23 protein-coding genes and 1 tRNA gene are annotated in these 20823 nt (G+C 65.1%); 4 read left to right on the top strand and 20 right to left on the bottom strand.

Going from position 1 to position 20823, the window contains the following annotated elements:
- Window positions 1–3: 3 nt before the first annotated feature.
- The 6 genes from ACU0AG_RS13040 to ACU0AG_RS13015 form a co-directional block, all read right to left on the bottom strand.
- Window positions 4–1989 carry a heme lyase CcmF/NrfE family subunit gene (locus ACU0AG_RS13040; RefSeq protein WP_482782709.1) on the bottom strand — a complete coding sequence of 662 codons (1986 nt, stop codon included), beginning with the start codon at window positions 1987–1989 and terminating at the stop codon, window positions 4–6.
- Window positions 1986–2450 carry a cytochrome c maturation protein CcmE gene (gene ccmE / locus ACU0AG_RS13035; RefSeq protein WP_482782708.1) on the bottom strand — a complete coding sequence of 155 codons (465 nt, stop codon included), beginning with the start codon at window positions 2448–2450 and terminating at the stop codon, window positions 1986–1988. Before ccmE ends, ACU0AG_RS13040 begins: the two co-directional genes overlap by 4 nt.
- 13 nt (window positions 2451–2463) lie before the next feature.
- Window positions 2464–2604 (bottom strand): heme exporter protein CcmD, encoded by a 141-nt coding sequence (ccmD, locus tag ACU0AG_RS13030; protein WP_482782707.1) that lies wholly within the window; start codon window positions 2602–2604, stop codon window positions 2464–2466.
- Window positions 2604–3359 carry a heme ABC transporter permease CcmC gene (ccmC, locus tag ACU0AG_RS13025; protein WP_482782706.1) on the bottom strand — a complete coding sequence of 252 codons (756 nt, stop codon included), beginning with the start codon at window positions 3357–3359 and terminating at the stop codon, window positions 2604–2606. Before ccmC ends, ccmD begins: the two co-directional genes overlap by 1 nt.
- Window positions 3360–3467: 108 nt before the next feature.
- Window positions 3468–4535, bottom strand: coding sequence for a Leu/Phe/Val dehydrogenase (locus ACU0AG_RS13020; RefSeq protein WP_482782705.1), 1068 nt, complete (start codon window positions 4533–4535; stop codon window positions 3468–3470).
- A gap of 51 nt (window positions 4536–4586) precedes the next feature.
- Window positions 4587–4663 (bottom strand) — tRNA-His (locus ACU0AG_RS13015).
- Between the two features lie 234 nt (window positions 4664–4897).
- Between ACU0AG_RS13015 and ACU0AG_RS13010 the strand changes: the two genes are divergently transcribed.
- Window positions 4898–5533 carry a prolyl hydroxylase family protein gene (locus ACU0AG_RS13010; RefSeq protein WP_482782704.1) on the top strand — a complete coding sequence of 212 codons (636 nt, stop codon included), beginning with the start codon at window positions 4898–4900 and terminating at the stop codon, window positions 5531–5533.
- A complete protein-coding gene (locus ACU0AG_RS13005; protein WP_482782703.1) occupies window positions 5533–5850 on the top strand; it encodes a TraR/DksA family transcriptional regulator in 318 nt (105 codons plus the stop codon). The genes ACU0AG_RS13010 and ACU0AG_RS13005 overlap by 1 nt, the downstream gene beginning before the upstream one ends.
- A 125-nt stretch (window positions 5851–5975) precedes the next feature.
- Here the strand turns inward: ACU0AG_RS13005 and rpmE are convergent, their stop codons facing one another.
- The 10 genes from rpmE to pyrH form a co-directional block, all read right to left on the bottom strand.
- Entirely contained in the window at window positions 5976–6200 is a 225-nt protein-coding gene (rpmE, locus tag ACU0AG_RS13000; RefSeq protein WP_068351650.1) for a 50S ribosomal protein L31, read from the bottom strand.
- 333 nt (window positions 6201–6533) lie between these two features.
- Window positions 6534–7007 (bottom strand): 3-hydroxyacyl-ACP dehydratase FabZ, encoded by a 474-nt coding sequence (gene fabZ / locus ACU0AG_RS12995; protein WP_482782702.1) that lies wholly within the window; start codon window positions 7005–7007, stop codon window positions 6534–6536.
- Between the two features lie 19 nt (window positions 7008–7026).
- Complete coding sequence (locus ACU0AG_RS12990) at window positions 7027–7707, bottom strand: OmpH/Skp family outer membrane protein (RefSeq protein ID WP_482782701.1); 681 nt, start codon at window positions 7705–7707, stop codon at window positions 7027–7029.
- Window positions 7707–10463, bottom strand: coding sequence for an outer membrane protein assembly factor BamA (gene bamA / locus ACU0AG_RS12985; protein ID WP_482782700.1), 2757 nt, complete (start codon window positions 10461–10463; stop codon window positions 7707–7709). Before bamA ends, ACU0AG_RS12990 begins: the two co-directional genes overlap by 1 nt.
- A gap of 241 nt (window positions 10464–10704) precedes the next feature.
- Entirely contained in the window at window positions 10705–11802 is a 1098-nt protein-coding gene (gene rseP / locus ACU0AG_RS12980; RefSeq protein ID WP_482782743.1) for an RIP metalloprotease RseP, read from the bottom strand.
- A 16-nt stretch (window positions 11803–11818) separates the two neighbouring features.
- Window positions 11819–12985 (bottom strand): 1-deoxy-D-xylulose-5-phosphate reductoisomerase, encoded by a 1167-nt coding sequence (gene dxr, locus ACU0AG_RS12975; protein ID WP_482782699.1) that lies wholly within the window; start codon window positions 12983–12985, stop codon window positions 11819–11821.
- Window positions 12986–12992: 7 nt separating this feature from the next.
- Complete coding sequence (locus ACU0AG_RS12970) at window positions 12993–13757, bottom strand: phosphatidate cytidylyltransferase (protein WP_482782698.1); 765 nt, start codon at window positions 13755–13757, stop codon at window positions 12993–12995.
- Window positions 13744–14427, bottom strand: a complete 684-nt coding sequence (gene uppS / locus ACU0AG_RS12965) for a polyprenyl diphosphate synthase (protein ID WP_482782697.1) — start codon at window positions 14425–14427, stop codon at window positions 13744–13746. Before uppS ends, ACU0AG_RS12970 begins: the two co-directional genes overlap by 14 nt.
- A 103-nt stretch (window positions 14428–14530) precedes the next feature.
- The gene (frr, locus tag ACU0AG_RS12960; protein WP_482782696.1) at window positions 14531–15088 is read right to left on the bottom strand and encodes a ribosome recycling factor; all 558 of its coding nucleotides are present in this window, start codon (window positions 15086–15088) and stop codon (window positions 14531–14533) included.
- 18 nt (window positions 15089–15106) lie between these two features.
- Window positions 15107–15826: a UMP kinase gene (pyrH, locus tag ACU0AG_RS12955; protein WP_482782695.1), complete on the bottom strand. Its 720-nt coding sequence runs from the start codon at window positions 15824–15826 to the stop codon at window positions 15107–15109.
- A gap of 84 nt (window positions 15827–15910) precedes the next feature.
- On the opposite strand from pyrH, the gene ACU0AG_RS12950 reads away from it, so the two are divergent.
- Window positions 15911–16753: a metallophosphoesterase gene (locus tag ACU0AG_RS12950; RefSeq protein ID WP_482782694.1), complete on the top strand. Its 843-nt coding sequence runs from the start codon at window positions 15911–15913 to the stop codon at window positions 16751–16753.
- Window positions 16754–16797: 44 nt separating this feature from the next.
- On the opposite strand, the gene tsf is transcribed toward ACU0AG_RS12950, so the two are convergent.
- Together tsf and rpsB are read right to left on the bottom strand one after the other, a co-directional pair.
- A complete protein-coding gene (tsf, locus tag ACU0AG_RS12945) occupies window positions 16798–17724 on the bottom strand; it encodes a translation elongation factor Ts (RefSeq protein WP_482782693.1) in 927 nt (308 codons plus the stop codon).
- A 129-nt stretch (window positions 17725–17853) separates the two neighbouring features.
- Window positions 17854–18621 (bottom strand): 30S ribosomal protein S2, encoded by a 768-nt coding sequence (rpsB, locus tag ACU0AG_RS12940; RefSeq protein ID WP_482782692.1) that lies wholly within the window; start codon window positions 18619–18621, stop codon window positions 17854–17856.
- A 330-nt stretch (window positions 18622–18951) separates the two neighbouring features.
- Between rpsB and ACU0AG_RS12935 the strand changes: the two genes are divergently transcribed.
- A complete protein-coding gene (locus ACU0AG_RS12935; protein ID WP_482782691.1) occupies window positions 18952–19203 on the top strand; it encodes a hypothetical protein in 252 nt (83 codons plus the stop codon).
- Here the strand turns inward: ACU0AG_RS12935 and pssA are convergent.
- Together pssA and ACU0AG_RS12925 are read right to left on the bottom strand one after the other, a co-directional pair.
- Window positions 19142–19939, bottom strand: coding sequence for a CDP-diacylglycerol--serine O-phosphatidyltransferase (pssA, locus tag ACU0AG_RS12930; RefSeq protein WP_482782742.1), 798 nt, complete (start codon window positions 19937–19939; stop codon window positions 19142–19144). The genes ACU0AG_RS12935 and pssA overlap by 62 nt on opposite strands.
- 110 nt (window positions 19940–20049) lie before the next feature.
- The gene (locus tag ACU0AG_RS12925; protein WP_482782690.1) at window positions 20050–20802 is read right to left on the bottom strand and encodes a phosphatidylserine decarboxylase; all 753 of its coding nucleotides are present in this window, start codon (window positions 20800–20802) and stop codon (window positions 20050–20052) included.
- Window positions 20803–20823 lie beyond the last annotated feature (21 nt).

The following is a 20823-nucleotide window of genomic DNA, read 5'->3' as shown; positions in this document are numbered from 1 at the left end:
GGGTTACTCCGCCGGAACCGGATCGGCAGCGGCCAGCGCTTCGAGTTCGGCGCGGCGTTCCTCGCCCACGGCGCTCGCATGGCGACGCCGCGCCTCGACCTGCACGCGTCCGATAATCGCCAGCACGCCGCCCAGCGCGATCAGCAGGCCGCCATACCAGATGAAGGTGACAAACGGCTTCCACCACATGCGGATCTGCCAGCGCCCGTCTTCGGCCTGATTGCCGATCACCGCGTAAAGCTGCCCGTCCCAGCGGGTCAACAGCGCGCTTTCGCTGGTGGACTGCGGCGGCGACCAGAAATTGCGCGCCTGCGGAGCAAGGATCACCGGCGCCCCGCCATCGCGGCTGACCGCAATACGCGCTTCGATCGCGGTCCAGTTGGGGCCGGCAACCGGGGTCACGCTTTGCAGGGTGAAGGCGAAATCGCCGACCTGCTCCGTCCCGCCCACGGCAACAGCGGCCAGCCGTTCCTTCGTGAAAGCGCCTTCGCAGGCCATGCCGAACAGCGATACGGCGACGCCGAAATGGGCGAGCACCATGCCCCACGTCGCCAGCGGAACGCGGGTCAGCTTGCGGCCCTTCAGCGGCAGGAAGGCCGCCACGCCAAGGGCTGCGGCAAGCCCCAGCCCCAGCAGCGGCAGGAACGGGAACTGCCCGAAGAAGCTCACCGCCGCGATCACGCCGATCAGCAGCGCTGCGACCAGCAGCAGCTCGAACTGGATGCGCGCCGGATTGTCATCCTTCCACCGCAGCAGCGGGCCGACCGCCATCACCAGAAACATCGGCACGGCAAAAATCGCGGAGGCCGGGTTGAAATAGGGCGGACCGACCGAGACCCGCACATCGAACGCCTCGGTCACCAGCGGATAGAGCGTGCCGAGCAACACGATCGCAAGGATCGCCGAGAGCATCACATTGTTGAACACCAGTGCCCCTTCGCGGCTGGTGGCGGAAAAGCGCTTGCCCTCGGCCACGGCGCCTGCGCGCAGGGCGAAAATGGTGAAGGCCCCGCCGATATAGAGCCCCAGCAGGCCGAGGATGAAGGCCCCGCGCTCCGGATCGACGGCGAAAGCGTGCACGCTCGTCAGCACACCCGAACGCACGAGGAAGGTGCCCAGCATCGACATCGAGAACGCCAGCACGCCGAGCATGATCGTCCAGGTGCGCAGGGCATCGCGCGCCGCCAGCACGCTGACCGAATGCATCAGCGCAGTGGCGGCGAGCCAGGGCATCAGCGAGGCATTTTCGACCGGGTCCCAGAACCACCAGCCGCCCCAGCCGAGCTCGTAATAGGCCCAGTAAGACCCTGCGGTGATCCCGAAGGTCAGCAGCACCCACGCGCCCAGCACCCACGGACGCATCACACGGGCAAAGGCGGGATTGACCTCGCGCGTCAGCAGCGCGCCCATCGCAAGGCTGAAGGCCACCGACAGCCCGACATAGCCGGCATAAAGCGTGGGCGGGTGGATCGCGAGCCCCACGTCCTGCAACAGCGGGTTGAGGCCGGTGCCCTCCATCGCCGGAACGGGCAGCCGCTCGAACGGGTTGGAAGACAGCAGCAGGAAGGCATAGAAGCCCAGCGCCACAAACCCCTGCACCGCCAGCGTCGCGCCCATGGTGCGTTCGGGCAGGCGGCGCTCGAAGGCGGCGAGCAGGCCGCCGGACAGCGCCAGCACGCCGACCCACAGCAGCATCGAGCCTTCGTGGTTCCCCCAGGTGCCGGTCAGCTTGTAGACCAGCGGCTTCATCGAGTGGGAATTGCTCGCGACCAGCTTGATCGACAGGTCGGTGACGGCAAAGGCCCACAGCAGCATGATGAAGGCCAGCACCGCCAGCAGCGCCTGCACCACGGCCGCAGGGCGGGCATAGACCGCCAGCGGATTGACCTCGCCCTCCGCCGCCTTGAGCGCAAAGGCGCCCGAGACCATCTGCAACACCGCCAGCGCCGCAGCGAGCCACAGGGCGGCAAGGCCGATTTCAGCAATCATGGCTTGAGGCCCACCGTTGTCTCGGACGCCATCTTGGCGGCCTCCTGCGTGCCCATGCCTTCCAGCTCCTTGGGCACGTAATTCTCGTCATGCTTGGCGAGCAGGTTGGTCGCCATGAACACGCCGTCGGGGCCAAGGCTGCCTTCGGCGACCACGCCCGAATTCTCGACGAACAGATCGGGCAGGATGCCGCTGTAACGCACCGGGATTTCATCGGCGGTGTTGCCGGTGACGAGGAAATCGACCGTCACGCCATCAGCTGCGGTCTTGATCGAACCGGCCTTGACCATCCCGCCGAGCCGCACCGCCTGACCGACTGCCGGCGGCTCTGCGGCCATCTGTTCGGGCAGGTAGAAGTAATTGGCCTGATTGCGCAAGGACCACGCGGCGATCAGCCCCGCGCCGACAATCGCCAGCAGCGCAGCGATGACAAGGATCAGGCGTTGGTGCTTGGCTTTCATCGTGTTCCTCTGGTCAGCGCCGTCTGGTTGCATCGCGCCGCGCCTCGGCAGCGCGCATTGCCCGCCATGCCCAGACGATCAGCATCGCCAGCGCGATGCCGCCCACGCCATAGGCGAGCCAGACGAAATCCCACTGGTTCAGTTGCTCGCGCATCAGGCCTGCTCCATCACCGCGACAGGCGCGGGCGCATCATCATCCAGCGCCCGGCGGCGCAGGCGCGCCTCGACCTGACCTTCGGCAATCAGCGCACGCATCCGCATCAGCACAATGGCGCCGAACAGCAGCGAGAAGCCGACCACCGCCACCAGCAGCGGCACAAGGAACGTCGCCTCGATCGCGCTCTTGCCAGCGGTGATGCTGGGCGGCTGGTGGAGCGAGTTCCACCACACCACGGAGCGGTTGATGATCGGCACGTTGATCGCACCGACAAGGCCGAAAATCGCGGCGATCCTGGAAGAGCCACCCTCGCGCGTCGCGGCCTGCGACAGGGCGATGTAACCGGCGTAGAGGAACAAGAGCACCAGCATGCTGGTCAGCCGCCCGTCCCATTCCCACCATGTGCCCCATGTCGGGCGGCCCCAGATCGATCCGGTGGCAAGGCAGATCGCGCAGAACACCATCCCCGGCACGGCAATCGCCCGCGCTGCGATGGCCGCCAGCGGGTGCTTCCAGATCAGCAGCATCGCCGAGGAAATCGCGATCCCGGTCCACCCGCCCATGCCCAGCCAGGCGGCGGGCACGTGGATGAACAGGATGCGCACGGTCTCGCCCATCAGCCGGTCGGGCGGCACCATGACAAGGCCCCACGCCACCGCGCCCAGCGACAGCACCAGCCCGCCCCAGAACAGGAGCGGCATCAGCCACTTTGCCAGAGCAAGGAATCGGGTCGGGTTGGCGTAAATGTGCATGGGTGTTCGCGTCTGGCGGGCTTGTAGCCTTACACCCGTTCCGGACAAGAGAGCAAATGGCGTGGCGGCGGAATAGTTCCCGCCGCGCGCCGCTTCACCCGCAGCCGATCACCCGCGCCCGATCAGCTTCTGGGCCATGCGGTCGGCCACCACATCCGACGACACGCCGGTGCTTTCGCTTTCCTGCCAGATCGATTCCAGCCGCCCGGGAATCTGCGCGACCAGCGCATTGACCTCGGCCAGATCGCCCTGGCGTCCTTCGCGGCGGGCGAGGTATTCGGTCGCCACCGAAATGATGCCGCCGGCGTTGATCACATAATCGGGCGCATAAAGGATGCCGCGTGCCGCCAGCACCGCGCCATGTCCGGCGCGGGCCAGCTGGTTGTTCGCCCCGCCCGCGACAATCGCGCAATCGAGCGCGGCGATGCCCGCATCGTCAAGGATCGCGCCGAGTGCATTGGGGCTGAACACGTCGCACGGCGTTGCCATGATCGCATCGGTCGCTGCTGTAGCCGCACCCAGCTCCGCCGCGAGCGCCGCGGCCCGGGCTTCGTTGATATCGGCCAGCGTCAGCTTCGCGCCGTCCTTCGCCAGCAGACGGGCCACCCCGCCGCCGACGCTTCCGGTGCCCTGCACCGCCACATGCACGCCCGCAAGGCTATCCTTGCCAAGCTTGTGACGCACGGCAGCCTTGATGCCGAGATAGATGCCATAGGCAGTGAACGGGCCGGGATCGCCGCCCGCGCTGCCCTCGCCCGCCACGGGAAGGCCCGAGACATGGGCGGTGCGCTGCGACACGGCGACCATGTCGGCTTCGGTAATGCCGACATCCTCGGCCGTGACATAGCGGCCACCGAGCGCCTCGACCGCATCGCCGAAAGCGGCGAGCATGGCGGGGGTCTTGATTCGCTGTTCATCAGCCAGAATCACTGCCTTGCCGCCGCCCATCGGCAGGCCGGCCATGGCGTTCTTGTAGCTCATCCCGCGCGACAGACGCAGCGCATCGCGCATCGCGCCTGCGGGATCATTGTAATGCCAGAAACGGGTCCCGCCCGCAGACGGGCCGAGGTGGGTGGAATGGACCGCGATAATCGCTGTCAGGCCGCTCGCCCGGTCGTGCACCAGCTGCACGAGTTCGTGCTCGTCGAAATCGGGTTCGGCCCAGAAAGCGGTCATGTCAGTCCCCTGTCCGGCGCGGACATGCTGGCACGAGAAAGGGGGAGATGATGGGGCGACCAACGGGGTTCGAACCCGTGACCTCCGGTACCACAAACCGGCGCTCTAACCAACTGAGCTATGATCGCCACACACCCCTGCCCGCATACCACCATCACGGTGCTTGCCAAGCCCACGCTGAGGTTGCGCGGTTTACGCAAGGCCAGCGCCCGGTCAAGCCCGGTTGCAGCAGGGCTCGCGCCTCTTGCACAAAGCCTTATCCAAGGGAAGCGAAAACTGCTTTGCGCCCTGCTTCGCGCAAGATTATTACGCGGCCACCGAAAGCGTTGCCAAGCCGCGACGCGGTTCTATCCTCGCGAACCATGTCCGCAGCGAACGAATCCGTAGCACAGCGACTGGCAGCGCAGGCCGCAATCCAGCGCCTGCCCACGCCCAAGGCCGAAATTTTCCAGCACAGGCGATTCGCGCCGCCCAGTCTGTGCGCCGATCTGATCGCCCTGATCGAGCGCGACCGGCGCCCCTCCACCATTGCCGATGACAATGGCGATCCGGTGTTCCGCACCAGCGAGACCTGCGATCTCCCCGCCGACCTTCCCGCCGTGCAGCAGATCGAGGCGATGCTGACCGCGCTTTCGGGGATCGACCCAGCCTATGGCGAACCGCTGCAAGGGCAACGTTACGATGTCGGGCAGGAGTTCAAGGCCCACACCGATTTCTTCACCCCCGGTGGCCGCGATTACCAGCAATTCTGCGCGCTTTCGGGCCAGCGGACCTGGACCTTCATGATCTATCTCAATGACGTTGCCGCAGGCGGGGCTACCCGTTTCAAGGTGCTCGACAAGACCTTTCAACCTGAGCTGGGCAAATTGCTGTGCTGGAACAACCGGCTGCCCGATGGCGGCGTCAACCATGCGACGCTGCATCACGGGATGAAGGTGAGGAAGGGTGTCAAATACGTGATCACCAAGTGGTATCGCGAAAACGAATGGAGGGGATGATGGCCAATTATTCGGATATCGCGGCCAGACTGCGGGCGCGGCTTGCAGAACTGGCCGAGCGTTCGGCGGAGATCGGGGAAGACCTGCGCCAGCCGCTGGATGCGGATTTTTCCGAGCAGGCGGTCGATCTGGCCGATGACGAGATGCTCGAAGGGGTCGACGATGTGCTGCGCGCCGAAGCGCGGCAGGTGCAGCTCGCCCTCGCCCGGATCGATAACGGCACCTACGGCACCTGCTCGAACTGCGGCGATGAAATTGCGCGGGCGCGGCTTGAAGCGCAGCCGGTAGCGACCCGCTGCATCAAGTGCGCGGCGTAGCCTTCGCGTTGAGGCCTTGAAAGGCTGGCAGACCGCCCCGCCTTTCCACCCGCAAACGAAAAAGGCGACCCCGTCGGGCCGCCTTCCTCGTAGCAGCCCGAAGGCTGCACAGCTTTGGGAGCCGCTTACTTCTTGAGAGTAAGGCCGCCGAAACGCTTGTTGAACTGGGCCACGCGGCCACCTTCGGAAACCTGCTGCTTGCCGCCGGTCCAGGCAGGGTGGCTCAGCGGATCGATATCGAGCGCGAGCACATCGCCTTCCTTGCCCCAGGTCGAGCGGGTCTGGAATTCGGTGCCATCGGTCATCTTGACCGTGATCATGTGGTAATCGGGGTGACCTTCGGTCTTCATGACGGGTATCCTTTGCAGCATGGCGCCGGTTCCGACCGGCACAGCTATGAATGGGAAGCGGCGCGCTTAGTGGGGTTTCTATTGAAAGGCAACCCCGGCTGGTGAGTCTTTGTTTTCCGCAGCCTCTCCGGGCTGCGAAATCCTCGGCCCTGCGGGCCTGCGGGCGGCCGGTCGGCCTTGAGACGCCTGCGGCGTCGTTCCAGCGTTACCCGACAACCCGGCGTGCGCCCCGGTTGCGAAGCGACCGCTAGGGCGACCGCCCGCCCGCAGGTGCCCCGTAGCGAAGCGAAGGGAACAGCACCGAGGACGCGGGCCCGGAGGGGCCCGCGCAACTCAAAGGGCGTCGACCATCATCGCGGTGAACTCGACCTCGCAGGTGGTCTTGCCCTCGACGCTCGCCACGCCCTTGAACTTGTAGACGCGGGCGCGCTTCTGGGTGAACTCGACATGCAGATCGAGCAGGCAGCCCGGCGTCACGGGGGCGCGGAACTTGGCGTTCTCGATCCCCATGAAGATCACCAGCTTGCCGGTGCCGGCCAGCTCCATCGTCTCGATCCCGAGGATGCCGGCGGCCTGCGCCAGCGCCTCGATCTGGAGCACGCCGGGCATGATCGGTGCGCCCGGGAAGTGGCCCTGGAAGAACTGCTCGTTCATGCTCACGGCCTTGACCGCGTGGATCCGCTCACCCAGCGTGATCGACCGCACCCGGTCAACCAGCAACAGCGGGTAGCGGTGCGGCAAGGCCTTGAGGATCTTGACGATATCGTAATCCAGCACCTCTGCCGGTGCGCTACCCGTGTCGCTCATCGTGTCGGTCCTGTCCGGATCAGCGGCCCACCGGCGCGGCGGGGTTGGCCTGCTGCGCCTGCTGCTGCTGCTGCGCGATCTGCGCGGCGATCAGACGCTGCTGGATTTCCTGATAGAGCGCAGCGCCTTCGCGGCTCGGCTGCCAGCCCTGCGGCGGCACCACCAGCACCTGCGGCACCTTGGCATTGAGCACGGTGGTCACCTTCTGGGTGATGTCAGCTTCGGGGCCTGCAAACAGCAGCGAACCGGGATCGATCACCATCTTGATCTGGTCGCGGGTGGTCACATCCTGCAGCGCCGAGGCATATTGCACGATGATCTGCTCGATTGCGTAGATGCGGGCGCCGTCGATCTGGTTGTTCAGCGCCTGGATTTCCTGCTCCAGTGTCTGCAGCTTGGTGAAATCCGGGGTCTTCTGCTTGGCCTGGAGTTCGGCATCGTCAACCTGCTTGTCGCCGTTCTTGTCGAAGGTGGCGAGCAGGGTCTGGCGCTCCTGCGCCTTGGTGCGGCGCAGTTCGTTCTGCTGCGAATAGGTGGTGTTGATCTGCTCGTAGGCGTTCTGGAACGCGTTGGTGCCGATGATCGTGCGCGACACATCGACCGTCGCCAGCTTGCCTTCGACCTGGGCCTGCGCCGGAAGCGCCGCCAGCATCGTCAGCGCAAGGCCGGCCGGAGCGAGAAATTTGGTGAAAGTCTTCATCAGAATTGGGTTCCTACGTTGAAGGTAAAGCGCCGCTCGTCATCGCCGGGGACCTTGCGGATGGTCTGGGCGAAGTCGATGCGGAAAGGTCCGAAAGGTGAATTCCAGTTGACCCCGATCCCGGCGGTGATGCGCGGGCTGGGGGAATTGCCGAGGAAGGTTTCCTTGATCGCGCTGCCCTGACGCACAAAGCGTTCGTTGGCGGTGCCATCGGGCGCAACCGCGGCGGTGGTGGGGTCGAAAATGAACTGGCCGTTGATCAGCACCGGCTGGCCGTTTTCGTCGAGCCGGCGGGTCAGGAACAGCAGGTTGCCCTGCGCATCGCGCTGCTGCACGCCGGTGGGGTTGTCCTGCAGGATCGGGGTTTCCACGCCCCACAGCGCGCCCACATCGGCCCAGATCGAAGGACGCAGGCCCAGCTCGCGTGCGCCCGAACCGAGCGGGATTTCGATCTCGGCACGGCCCATGTAGTAGTTGCGCCCGCCGATTGCGTCGTCGCGGGTCTGGTTGCGGGCCGTGATCAGCACCGGGTTGTTGTTGGCATCGACCGTGTACTGCTGGGTCAGGATACGCGGGCCGACGCCGCGGATCGCAAAGCCGCGGATCTGCGGTTCGCCGAGGAAGAAGCGGTCGTTGAGGAAGATGTCATCCACGCCCGGCCCGGCACGTTCCCTGAGCGGGATGATCGTGCCGCCTTCGGCCAGCAGCGAGAAGATGAAACCGGAATTGCCGATGTTCCAGAATTGCTGCGCACGGCCGCGGAAGCGTGCGTAACGCACATCCCCGCCAAGCCCGGCAAATTCGCCGCTCAGCGACACGGTCTTGCCGCGGGTCGGCCGGATGCGCGAGTTCAGCGAGTTGTAGTTGAGGCTCAACCCGACGATCGAGCTGAGGCGCTGGCCGATGGTGTCGCACAGGAACCGGCCCGCCAGCAGCGGATCGCATTCGCGGGTGCCATCGCCATCTGTGTCGGAGAAGAACAGGTTCTCGTCCAGCGTCACATCGTCGTAATTGAGGATGTAGCTGCCGACCAGCGACATATATTCCGTCAGCGGCACACCGGCGCGCAGCGAAAAGCCGGTGGTGGCCTGCTTGAAGGTCGTGTTGCGATCGTTGTTGGTGAAGTTGAAGCTGTTGAAATCGCGGCGGTAGATGTCGATCCCGCCGGAGATATTGCGATCGAAGATGTAGGGATCGGAGAAGCTCACCTGCGCCGAGCGCGAGAACTGCGAATAATTGACGCTGAGGCCGATGGTCTGCCCGCGCCCGCGGAAGTTCCGCTGACGGATCGAGCCTGCCAGAATGAACTGTTCGATCGACGAGAAACCGGCCGAGAACTGCAATTCGCCGGTCGGGCGTTCCTCGACATTGGCTTCGAGGATGATCCGGTCGGGCGCGCTGCCTTCGGTCTGGGTGACTTCGAAGTTTTCCTGGAAGTAGGCCAGCGAGTTGATGCGCGCGGTGGTGCGCTGCACGCCGAGGCTGTTGAAGGCATCGCCTTCGGCCAGACGGAACTCGCGGCGCACGACCTTGTCCTGCGTCAGCGTGTTGCCGTTGATGTCCACCCGCTCGACATAGACGCGCGGTGCCTCGCGCAGGACGAAGGTGACGTTCATCTTGCGATTGTCGGGATCGCGGTTGAAGCGCGGCTGCACATCGGCAAAGGCATAGCCGAACTGGCCGGCCAGCTCGGTCAGCTGTTCGACCGTATCCTCGACCATCTTGGCGTTGTAGAAATCGCCATCCTTCATCGGCAGCTGCGTGCTCATCACGTCGCTGTCGAAGTCGCGCAGCTGGCTGTCGACCTTGACGTCGCCGAAGGTGTAGCGCTCGCCCTCCTCGACCACATAGGTGATGATGAAGTCGCGCTGGTCGGGCGTAAGCTCGGCCACGGCAGACACCACGCGGAAATCGGCATAGCCTTCGGTCAGGTAAAACTGGCGCAGCTTCTGCTGGTCGAAGGCCAGACGATCGGGGTCATAGCTGGTGTTCGAGCTGAAGAAGCTGGTGAGGCGCGCCTGCTTGGTCACCATTTCGCCGCGCAGTTCGCCGTCCTTGAACTTCTCGTTGCCGAGAATGTTGATCTGGCGGACCTTGGACTTCGGGCCTTCCGAAATCTCGAACACGATATCGACGCGGTTCTGGGGCAGCTGCACCAACTTGGGTTCGACCTTGGCGGCAAAACGACCCTGCCGCTTGTAGAGCTCGATGATGCGGGCGACATCGGCGCGCACCTTGGAACGGGTGAAGATCTGGCGCGGCGACAGTTTGATTTCGGGCAGGATCTTGTCGGGCTTGAGCCGTTCATTGCCTTCCAGCACGATGCGGTTGATCACCGGGTTTTCGGTGACGGTGATCACCACATTGCCATTGTCGTTGCGGATCGAGGAATTGGCGAACAGCTCGGTCGCGCCGAGATCCTTGATCGCCTCGTCAGCGGCAACCGCGGTATATTCCTGCCCGACGCGCAGGCGGATGTAGCTGAGGATGGTGGTCGGCTCGAGCCGCTCGGCCCCGACGACATTGATCGTCTGGATCACGTTGCTGCGCGGTGCGGGTGCCTGTGCCGGGGCAGCTTGCGGCTGGGTCGCAGGCTGGGTTTGGGCAAAAGCGGCCGCCGGCATTCCTGCCAGCACCGAACCGCAGGCCAGCATGGCGGCCATGCGCTTGCGGCCCGAAGCCCCGTGAGAACCCGGACGCGGCGCGGCAGTGTTGCAAACGACCGGCCCTGCGCCTGTCTCGCTCAATCGGTTCATGCAGCTAAAATCCCGTTCCAACCGTCAGTGCCCTGCGCGGGTGCACCGGTTTGCGACCGGCCCGCCAGCAATCTTTTCGCCCCTGCGCGGTGCGGCCCATCCCCGGCCCCTGCCGCCAGCCTGCGCCATCGGCCAACGCCTCTGCCCGAACTGCCCTGCACGGGTCAAGCCGCGAGCGCCGGTGCGATGCGCCGCAGCGCATGCTTTCCACGGCAAACCGCAGCTTTTTGCAGATACAGGCTCAGGAGCCGAACAGGGGTAGCGAAAAGAGATCATTCACCGTCACCACCACCATCAGCATCAGCACCAGCGCGATGCCGGTGCGATAGGCCCATTCGGTCACCTGCGGCCCCACCGGCTTGCGGCGGATCGCCTCGGCCAGATAGAACATCAGATGCCCGCCATCGAGCGCGGGGATTGGCAAGAAGTTGATGAATGCCAAATTAAGCGAGATCAGCGCGGCGAAATTGATGAAGGCCACCAGCCCGAGGCTCATCTGTTCGCCCGAGTACTTCGCGATCTTGAGCGGCCCGCCAAGCTCGTCGAACGAACGCTCGCCGGTGACGATCTGGCGGATGCCGGTGACCATCATCGCGGTAAGATCCCAGGTCTGGCCGACCGCCAGCGGGATCGCCTCCAGCGCGCCGACCTCCTGCAATTCATAGGAACCGCCCGCCGCTGCGACACCGATCTGGCCGATGGCGCTGCGGTTGCCGAAGCTGTCGACATCGGTCACCCGCGCCGTGACGAGCGGCACTTCGATGGTCTCGCCCTCGCGTTCGAGGGTGAAGACCATGCGCTTGGCCGGATGCAGCGCGACCTGGGTGCGCAGTTCGGTGAAATCGGCAATCGGGCGGCCATCGATCGCGACGACGACATCGCCCACCTCGAACCCGGCAGCTTCGGCGACGCTGCCTTCGGCAAACCCGCCGACTGTGCGCGAATCCTCGACACCGGTGATCACCGGCTTGCCGAAAATGGCAAAGAAGGCGGCAAAGATGGCAATCGCGACCAGCAGGTTGGTGACCGGCCCCGCAGCCACAATCAGCGCGCGTTTCCACAAGGCGGCGTGCTGGAAGCTGCCTTCTTCCTTCGGTGCGGAAGGATCGGGCACGCTCGCCGGGTTCATGTCGCCCCGGAACTGCACATAGCCGCCCAGCGGCAGCAGCGACAGCTTCCAGCGGGTGCCCTGCCTGTCGGTATAACCGGCGATTTCCCGGCCGAACCCGACCGAAAAGGCATCCGCCTTGACCCCGAACAACCGGCCCACCAGCAGGTGGCCCAGTTCGTGCAGCGTCACCAGCGGGCCGAGCAGCAGCAGGAAACCTGCGACATACATCCAGAACGGGGGGCTATCAAACAAGGGCGTTGGTCTCCAGCAGGCTCAGGGCTTGCCTGCGAGCTGATTGATCGACAGCCAGCACTTCATCAAGGCTGGCCGGGCGCGGCGCATCATTGCTGCGCTGAAGCGTCTCTTCCACCACTGCCGCAATGCGGGTGAACCTGATCTGACCGGCGAGGAAAGCGGCGACCGCCACCTCGTTTGCGGCGTTGAGGATCGCGGGCGCGCTGCCGCCTGCGGCAATCGCCTCGCGCGCCAGCCGGGTGGCGGGGAAGCGGATTTCGTCGGGCGCATGAAACGTAAGCTCGCCAATCGCGGCGAGATCCAGCGGAGCGAGCGGCGTATCCATCCGCTGCGGCCATGCAAGGCACGAAGCAATCGGCACGCGCATATCCGAAGGGCCAAGCTGCGCCAGTGTCGAACGGTCGCGGAATTCGACCATCGAGTGGATCACGCTTTGCGGATGCACCACGATCCCCAGCTTCTCCAGCCCCACGGGAAAGAGGTGATAGGCCTCGATATATTCGAGCCCCTTGTTCATCATCGTCGCGCTATCGACGCTGATCTTGGCGCCCATCGACCAGTTGGGGTGCGCCACGGCCTCGGCGGGCGTTGCCGCATCAAGCTGCGCCTGCGACCAGGTGCGCAGCGGCCCGCCGCTCGCGGTCAGCGTGATTTTCGCTACATCCGACAGGCGGTTTCCGGCAAGGCACTGGAAGATCGCGTTGTGTTCGCTGTCCGTCGGCAGCAGCGTCGCGCCGTGGCGGGCAACGGCCTGCATCAGCACCTCGCCCGCGGAAACCAGCGCTTCCTTGTTGGCGAGCGCGATGGTGCCGCCGCGCTCCACCGCCGCCATGACCGGCGCAAGGCCAGCGCAGCCGACAATCGCCGCCACGGTCATGTCGACCGGACGCGCCGCCGCCTCGACCAGCGCCGCGCGCCCGCCAGCGGCTGCGATCCCGCTATTGCCGAGCGCCTCGCGCAATTCGGGCAGGCACGCCTCGTCACTGACCACCGCCAGCTTTGCGCCGAATTCGATCGCGAGCGCCGCCAGTTCGCCTGCGCTGCAATGGGCGGTCACCACCTCGACCTGCCAGGAATCGCGATTGCGCCGCACCAGATCGAGGGTCGATGCGCCAATCGATCCGGTGGCACCGAGCAGGGTGAGCGTGCGTGTCATCACCCCATCATCCCAGCAAAACGGGCAGTGTGGCAATCACAAACAGCACAAAGAACACGGCGAGGAACCCGTCGAGCCGGTCGAACAGCCCGCCATGCCCCGGAATAAGCGCGCCCGAATCCTTGACCCCGGCGCGCCGTTTCATCCAGCTTTCGAAGAAATCGCCCGCCTGCGCGAGCACCGCGATCAGCACCCCGCCCAGCGCCGCCATGCCGAGCGCTGCGGGGGTATAGCCGGGCATCGCCGCCGGGCCGAAATCGGTGATCTCGACCAGCACGCCCACCAGCGCTGCCAGCAGAGCGCCGCCGCCCAGCCCTGCCCAGGTCTTGGACGGGCTGATCTTCGGCGCGATCTTCGGACCCCCGATGGTGCGTCCGGCGAAATAGGCCCCGACATCCACTGCCACGACCGGCAGGATAAAGGCGACCAGCACCTCGACCGGGCCGTATCCTGCAGCAAACGGATCGAGCGGGAGCACCTGCCGCCCGTTGCGCACCACCAGCATCGCGATCCCCGCCCCGCCGATGTAGAGCACCCCGCCGAAGAACCACAGGGTTTCGGCCACGGTCGATGCGCCGAAACGGCTCACCAGCCGGTTCCACTCCCACAGCACGCCGCCCGCCAGCAGCACGACGAAAGCGGTCCAGAACCAACCGCCCAGCCACAGCGCGCCGCCGGCCACCACCAGCATGACAATCGCCGAAGCCAGCCGCACCGGCAGATCGGACGCCCCTGCCTTTGGGTCGCGCACCCGCACTTTACCGTCCGCCATACCGGCGTTCCCTCCGCGCAAAATCATCGAGCGCCTGCGCCAGATGCGCAGGCTCGAAATCGGGCCACAGCGTGTCGACAAACAGCATCTCGGCATAGGCCGACTGCCACAGCAGGAAATTCGACAGGCGGATTTCGCCGCTGGTGCGGATCAGCAGATCGAGCGGCGGCAGATCATGCGTGTCGAGATGCGCGGCGATGCTCTCCACCGTCACCGCGCCTTCAGCCGCAGCCTTGGCCGCAGCCCGCGCAATTTCATGCTGCCCGCCGTAATTGAGTGCCACCGCGAGCGTCTGCCTGCCATTCGCGGTCTGCGCCAGCGCATCTTCCAGCATCGCAACGATATCGGGCGCGAGGCTCTGCCAGTCGCCGATGATCTTGAGCTTCACATTGTTGGCGACGAATTCGGGCAGATCGGATTTGATGAACCGGCGCATCAGGTTCATGAGGTCATCGACCTCGTCCTCCGAGCGTTTCCAGTTTTCCGACGAGAAGGCGTAGAGCGTCAGGCACTCAAGCCCGGTCGGCTCAAGGCTGCGCACCAGCCGCCGCACCGCCTCCACGCCGCGCTGGTGGCCCACCGCACGCGGCAGCGCACGCTTCTTGGCCCAGCGGCCATTGCCATCCATGATGATGGCGACATGTCTGGCGCGCGACTGGTCCAATACCATCCCCAAATATCCGTTCGCCTCGAGCGAAGTCGAGAGGCCTGCCCTGCCCCAAGTGTCTCGACTGCGCTCGACACGAACGGGAAAGGGATGCCTCTCGATCGCCTTACTGCGTCAGGATTTCCTGTTCCTTCTTGGCGGCTGCCTCGTCGGTTTCCTTGACGTATTGGTCGGTCAGCTTCTGGACCTGCTCCTCCGACCGCTTGCGGTCGTCTTCGGAGATTTCCTTCTTCTTCTCGTCAGCCTTGAGGCTTTCCATCGCGTCGCGGCGCACGTTGCGGATCGCGATTTTGGCCTTTTCGGCATATTGCCCGGCGAGCTTGGCCAGTTCCTTGCGGCGTTCCTGGGTCAGGTCAGGGATCGGCAGGCGCAGCGTCTGGCCATCGATGATCGGGTTGAGGCCGAGGTTGGCATGGGCAATGCCCTTCTCCACCGCGGTCATGTTCGACCGGTCCCACACCTGCACGCTCAGCATCCGCGGTTCGGGCGCCGAGACGGTCGCGACCTGCGACAGCGGCATCATCGAGCCATAGACCTCGACCACCACCGGATCGAGGAGCGAAGTGTTGGCGCGGCCGGTGCGCAGGCCCTGAAGGTCGCTCTTGAGCGATTCCACCGCGCCCTTCATCCGGCGCTCGACATCGGCCTTGTCATATTGCGGCATGGCTGAGGTTCCTCTTTCTTAGCTGTCTTGCACGATGGTCTGCACGCCTTCGCCCGCCAGCACGCGGGCAAGGTTGCCCTTCTCGCGGATCGAGAAGACCATGATCGGGATCTTGTTGTCACGGCACAGCGCCACGGCAGAGGCGTCCATCACCTTGAGATTATCTGCCAGCACGCGGTCGTAAGTGACGGTATCGAAACGCTTTGCATCGGGGTTTTTCTTGGGGTCGCTGTCATAGACCCCGTCAACGCTGGTGCCCTTGAGCAGCGCATCGCACTTCATTTCCGCAGCCCGCAGCGCCGCCCCGCTGTCGGTGGTGAAATAGGGCGCGCCGACGCCTGCGGCAAAGATGACCACGCGGCCCTTTTCCAGATGGCGTTCGGCGCGGCGGCGGATCACCGGCTCGCACACCTTGTCCATCTCGATCGCGGATTGCACGCGGGTCTGCACGCCGAGCTGTTCGAGCGCGTTCTGCATGGCGAGCGCGTTCATCACCGTCGCCAGCATCCCCATGTAATCGGCCTGCGCACGGTCCATCCCCTGCGCCGCGCCCGCCATCCCGCGGAAGATGTTGCCGCCGCCGATCACGAGGCAGATTTCGAGGCCCGTTTCCTTGGCCGCCTTAACCTCTTTGGCGAGATCGGCAACGAAGGCCGGATCGATCCCGAACTGCTGGTCCCCCATCAGCACTTCGCCTGAGAGTTTCAGGAGGACGCGCTTGATTTCGGGGATGGACATAGGAAGATGGCTCTCTGGCGGAATTCGGCTGCGAGGCGGCCTTTATCGGGGTGTCACCTAACTGCCAAGAGGATAGCGGGGATAATGGGCAAGACAATCGTCCGCAGGGCAGCGGTTCTGGCCCTTGCCATCGCCGGCGGCTTTGCCGGCAAGGCGTGGTATGACACCATGCGCGATCCTGTGGTGGAACGGCTGGTGGTGGAAAGCGAGGCCCTGCCGCAAGGCGCAAGACCGGTAACCATTGCGCTGCTGGCCGATATCCATGTCGCAGGGCCGGACATGCCGCCCGAACGGCTGGAAAGGATCGTGGCGCAGGTCAACGCGCTGAAGCCCGATCTGGTCGCCGTCGCGGGCGATCTCGTCAGCGAAAAGCGCACGGCAACGCGGGTCTATGCCGCCGAAGCAGTGATAGCCCCGCTGGGCGATCTTGCCGCGCCGCTGGGTGTGGTTGTGGTTCCCGGCAATCACGATCACTGGTTCGACTGGGATGCGCTGGCGGCGCAGCTGGCGCGCTATCGGCAGATTACTGTGCTGCGCAATCAGGCGATGGTGCGCGGGCCGCTGGTGATTGGCGGGGTGGACGATGATTTCACCGGCCGCGCCGATCTGGCGGCAACATTTGCTGCCATGCCGCGCGGCGCGGGGCCGCGTATCGTGCTGACCCACAGCCCCGACATTTTTCCGCAGGTGCCGGTCGATGTCGATGCGGTGCTGGCCGGACACACGCATTGCGGGCAGATTGCCTGGCCGTGGGGAGGCGCGCCTGCGACAATGTCGGACTACGGCAATCTCTATGCCTGCGGCGTCACCCGCCAGCATGGCAAGGTGCTGGTCACCAGCGCGGGGCTTGGCACCAGCCTGTTGCCGGTGCGGCTGTTCACCCACCCGGAAATCTGGCTGATAGAAATACGGCCGCCGCAGCGCTGAGCTGCGACGGCCGTGTTTTCACTGGCTCTCTCGAAAGAGGTCGATCAGCCCTTGAGGGTCGCGGCCACTTCGGCGGCGAAATCGACTTCTTCCTTCTCGATGCCTTCGCCCAGCTGGAAGCGCACGTAGTCGACCAGCTTGATCGACTTGCCCGCGTCCTTGGCGGCCTTGGCGATGTATTCTTCCACGGTCGCCTTGCCGTCCTTGACGAAGATCTGGCTGAGCAGCGCGTTTTCCTTGGCGAACTTCTTCACCGCGCCTTCGACCATCTTGGCCTGCACGTCTTCGGGCTTGCCGCTTTCGGCAGCCTTTTCGGCAGCGATCTTGCGCTCGCGCTCGATCACTTCGGCGTCGAGGCCGTCGGCATCCAGCGCCTGCGGGAACATCGCGGCAGCGTGCTGCGCGATGTCCTTGCCCAGCGCGTTCAGCGTGTCGGCATCAGCATCCGATTCCAGCGCGACCAGCACGCCGATCTTGCCGAGACCGTCAGCAGCGGCGTTGTGAATGTAGGGCACGACCGCGCCCTGCGTCACAGCGACCTGCTTGATGCGACGGATCTGCTGGTTTTCACCGATGGTGGCGACGTTCTCGGTCAGCTTGTCGCCCACGGTGCCGCCGCCCGGATAGGCCGCCGCCTTGAGGGCTTCGACATCGCTGGTGCCGGTTTCGAGCGCGACCGCGGTGGCGTTGCGCACAAAGCTCTGGAACTGGTCGTTCTTGGCGACGAAGTCGGTTTCCGAGTTGATCTCGACCGCAACGCCGCGGGTGCCCTGAACGAGCACGCCGACGAGGCCTTCAGCCGCGGTGCGGCTCGACTTCTTCTGGGCGGTGGCGAGGCCCTTGGCGCGCAGCGCGTCAACCGCGGCTTCAATGTCGCCATTGGCTTCGGTCAGCGCCTTCTTGGCGTCCATCATGCCAGCGCCGGTGCGCTCGCGCAGCTTCTTCACATCGGCGACAGAAATATCGGCCATGGGAATATCCTTTTCGTGTGTTGTCAGGCGCCCGGCCCTGCCGTCCTTGAAAGGGGGGCAATGCCGGGCGCGCTAGAGGGGGAATGTGACGGGTGCTTGACGGATCACGCCAGGCACCCGTGCAAAAGATCAGGCTTCGGCGTCTTCCGCGGCGATCGCTTCGGCCGGGGGTTCGGCCATCGCGCCGAAATCGCTCGACACGTCGGCCTGGAACTTGCCCTTGCCGGCCAGCGCCGCTTCACCGATCGCCTGGCAGTACAGACGCACCGCGCGGCTCGCATCGTCGTTACCCGGAACCGGGAAGGCGATGCCGTTGGGATCGACGTTGGTGTCGAGAATGCCGATCACCGGAATGCCGAGCACGTTGGCTTCCTTGATCGCCAGATCTTCCTTGTTGGCGTCGATCACGAACATCACGTCCGGAATGCCGCCCATGTCGCGGATGCCGCCCAGCGACATTTCCAGCTTCTCGCGCTCACGGGTGAGGTTGAGCACTTCCTTCTTGGTGAGGCCCGAGGTGTCGCCCGAAAGCATTTCCTCAAGCGACTTCAGGCGGCGGATCGAACCCGAGATGGTCTTCCAGTTGGTGAGCATGCCGCCCAGCCAGCGGTGGTTGACGAAGTGCTGGCCCGACATGCGCGCAGCCTCGGCGATCGGCTCCTGCGCCTGACGCTTGGTGCCGACGAACAGCACCTTGCCGCCCGACCGCACGGTCTGCTCGACGAAATCGAGCGCGCGCGCGAACAGCGGCACGGTCTGCGACAGGTCGATGATGTGGACACCGTTGCGCGCGCCGAAGATGTACGGCTTCATGCGCGGGTTCCAGCGGTGGGTCTGGTGGCCGAAGTGAGCGCCGGCCTCGATCAATTGCTGCATCGTGACGACAGGTGCCGCCATAGGTATTTCCTTTCCGGTTGTTCCTCTGGAAGGCTGGAACCGCGTGTGCGGAGTGTCCCGCAAACGGCACCGGTATGTGCGCCTTCCATGTGACGTTACGCCCCCGTCAGACCAGGCGGCCCGGCAGGTGCGAGCGCGCCCTTAGTCGGACGGGCGGAGAAAATCCAGCCCTGAATCGGCCCCGCCGGCAAAAGATCCATCCCCTCACGGGGACGCCTCATGCTCACGGAGAAGCGGGAACAAAACAAATACGCTTGACAGTATGGAACATGTAGGGAACAAGCGCGTTGGAACAAAGAACGAACGCCGAATCACGAAGGGGATACCGCCATGCTCGCACTCGCCATCACCATGCTGTTCACGCTGACCGGTATCGTCTCGGTGCTGGTGCTGGCCGATTGTGCGATCAAGGCGCGCAACGCCTATGCCCAGCTGATGCGCGAAGCGGCGTTGATGCGCGCAGGGTTTGCGGTGCAGGTGGAAGCGCGCGAGATGCGGGTTCGCCCTGCGATGGTGCGTTCTATGCCGCGCCGTTCGCCGGGGCTGCGGCTGCAAGCGCTTCCTGCTGCCGCCGCCGCTTGATCCGTCCGTATTTGACAAGGCCGTAGGGCATCAGCGCCAGATAGACGATGCTGATCGCTGACAGCGTCCACCACGGCTCCAGCAGCAGCGCGGCAAAGGCGAGGCCGGTGAAGGCGATCAGCGGCAGGCGGATCGAACGGCGCGGTCGCAGCGAGGCCCAGCTGAGGGTCGCCATGTTGGAAATCATCAGCACCGCGATTACCGCCAGCCAGATCGCCATCACCACCGGATCGCGGAAAAACGCCAGCCCCGTCTCGGTCCACAGGTAGAATGGGGTGAAGGCCAGCCCCGCCCCGACCGGCGCGGGCACGCCGGTAAGGAACCCTGCCGACTTGTGCGGCTGGTCCTCGGTATCGATGCGGGCGTTGAACCGCGCAAGCCGCAGCGCGCAGCAGATCGCAAAGGCCAGCGCGGCAAACCAGCCGAAGCTCGGCAAGGCCTCAAGCGACCACATGAACAGGATCAACGCGGGCGCCACCCCGAAGGACAGCGAATCCGCCAGACTGTCGAGCTCCGCGCCGAAGCGCGACTGGGCGTTGAGCAGCCGCGCCACCCGCCCGTCGATCCCGTCGAGCACGCCGGCCAGCACCACCAGCCCGATGGCAAAGGCCCACTGCCCCTCGGTCGCAAAACGGATGCCGGTAAGGCCCGAACACAGCGCCGCAGCGGTGATCGCGTTGGGCAGCATCGCCCGCAATGTCAGCCCGCCCGCGCTGGCATCGCGCCGCCCGGCCATGCCGTCATCGCTCTCGTCCTCGGCCGCCTTGGGGCCGAGACGGGCGGGGAAGAACGGCATCCGCGCCATCTTGCGCACCACCTGGCGCGGACGTTTGGCAGGGGGCCTCGTCACTGGGCAATCCCTTCGATCAGCCCGCGCTGGCCGACTTCGGCAATCACTGTCTCACCCGCAATCGTGGTCTGGCCGATCATCACCTTCGCGTCCGTTCCGGCAGGCAGATAGACATCCACGCGGCTGCCGAACCGGATCAGCCCGACCCGCTGCCCCTTGGCGACAATATCGCCGGGCTTCACGAAAGGCACGATCCGCCGCGCCACCAGCCCGGCAATCTGGGTGAAGCCGACTTTCAGCCCGTCCGTCCGCTCGATCAGGACATGCTGGCGCTCGTTCTCGTCGCTCGCCTTGTCGAGATCGGCGTTCATGAACTTGCCGGGGATATAGACCACGCGCCGCACCGTGCCGCCCACCGGCGTGCGGTTGATGTGGACATCGAACACCGACATGAAGATCGAAACGCGCGTCACCGGTCCGGCGGGCAGACCGGGATATCCGGAGCCATCATCGATCTGCAGTTCAAGCGGCGGTTCGACCTCCTCGATCTGCGTCACCAGCCCGTCTGCGGGAGCAATGATCGCGTGATCGCCCTGCGGCACCACGCGTTCGGGATCGCGGAAGAAGGCGAACACCCCGATGCTGAGCAGCATCAGCGGCCAGCCGATGATCTCCCAATCGAGCGCGAGCAGGAAGAACAGACTGGCCGCCACCGCGATCAGTCCGAACTTGCGACCTTCCGGATGGATCGCGGGCCAGTTCCAGCCCGCCTCCCCCCGGCCTTTGTTATCGAGGATTTCGCCTGCCATCGGTCAGCTTCTAGGGGGCGC

This window comes from Erythrobacter sp. RANMB8 (assembly GCF_056848235.1).
The sequence above is the reverse complement of the archived record's forward strand: the minus strand, read 5'-3'. Positions and strand labels throughout refer to the sequence as shown.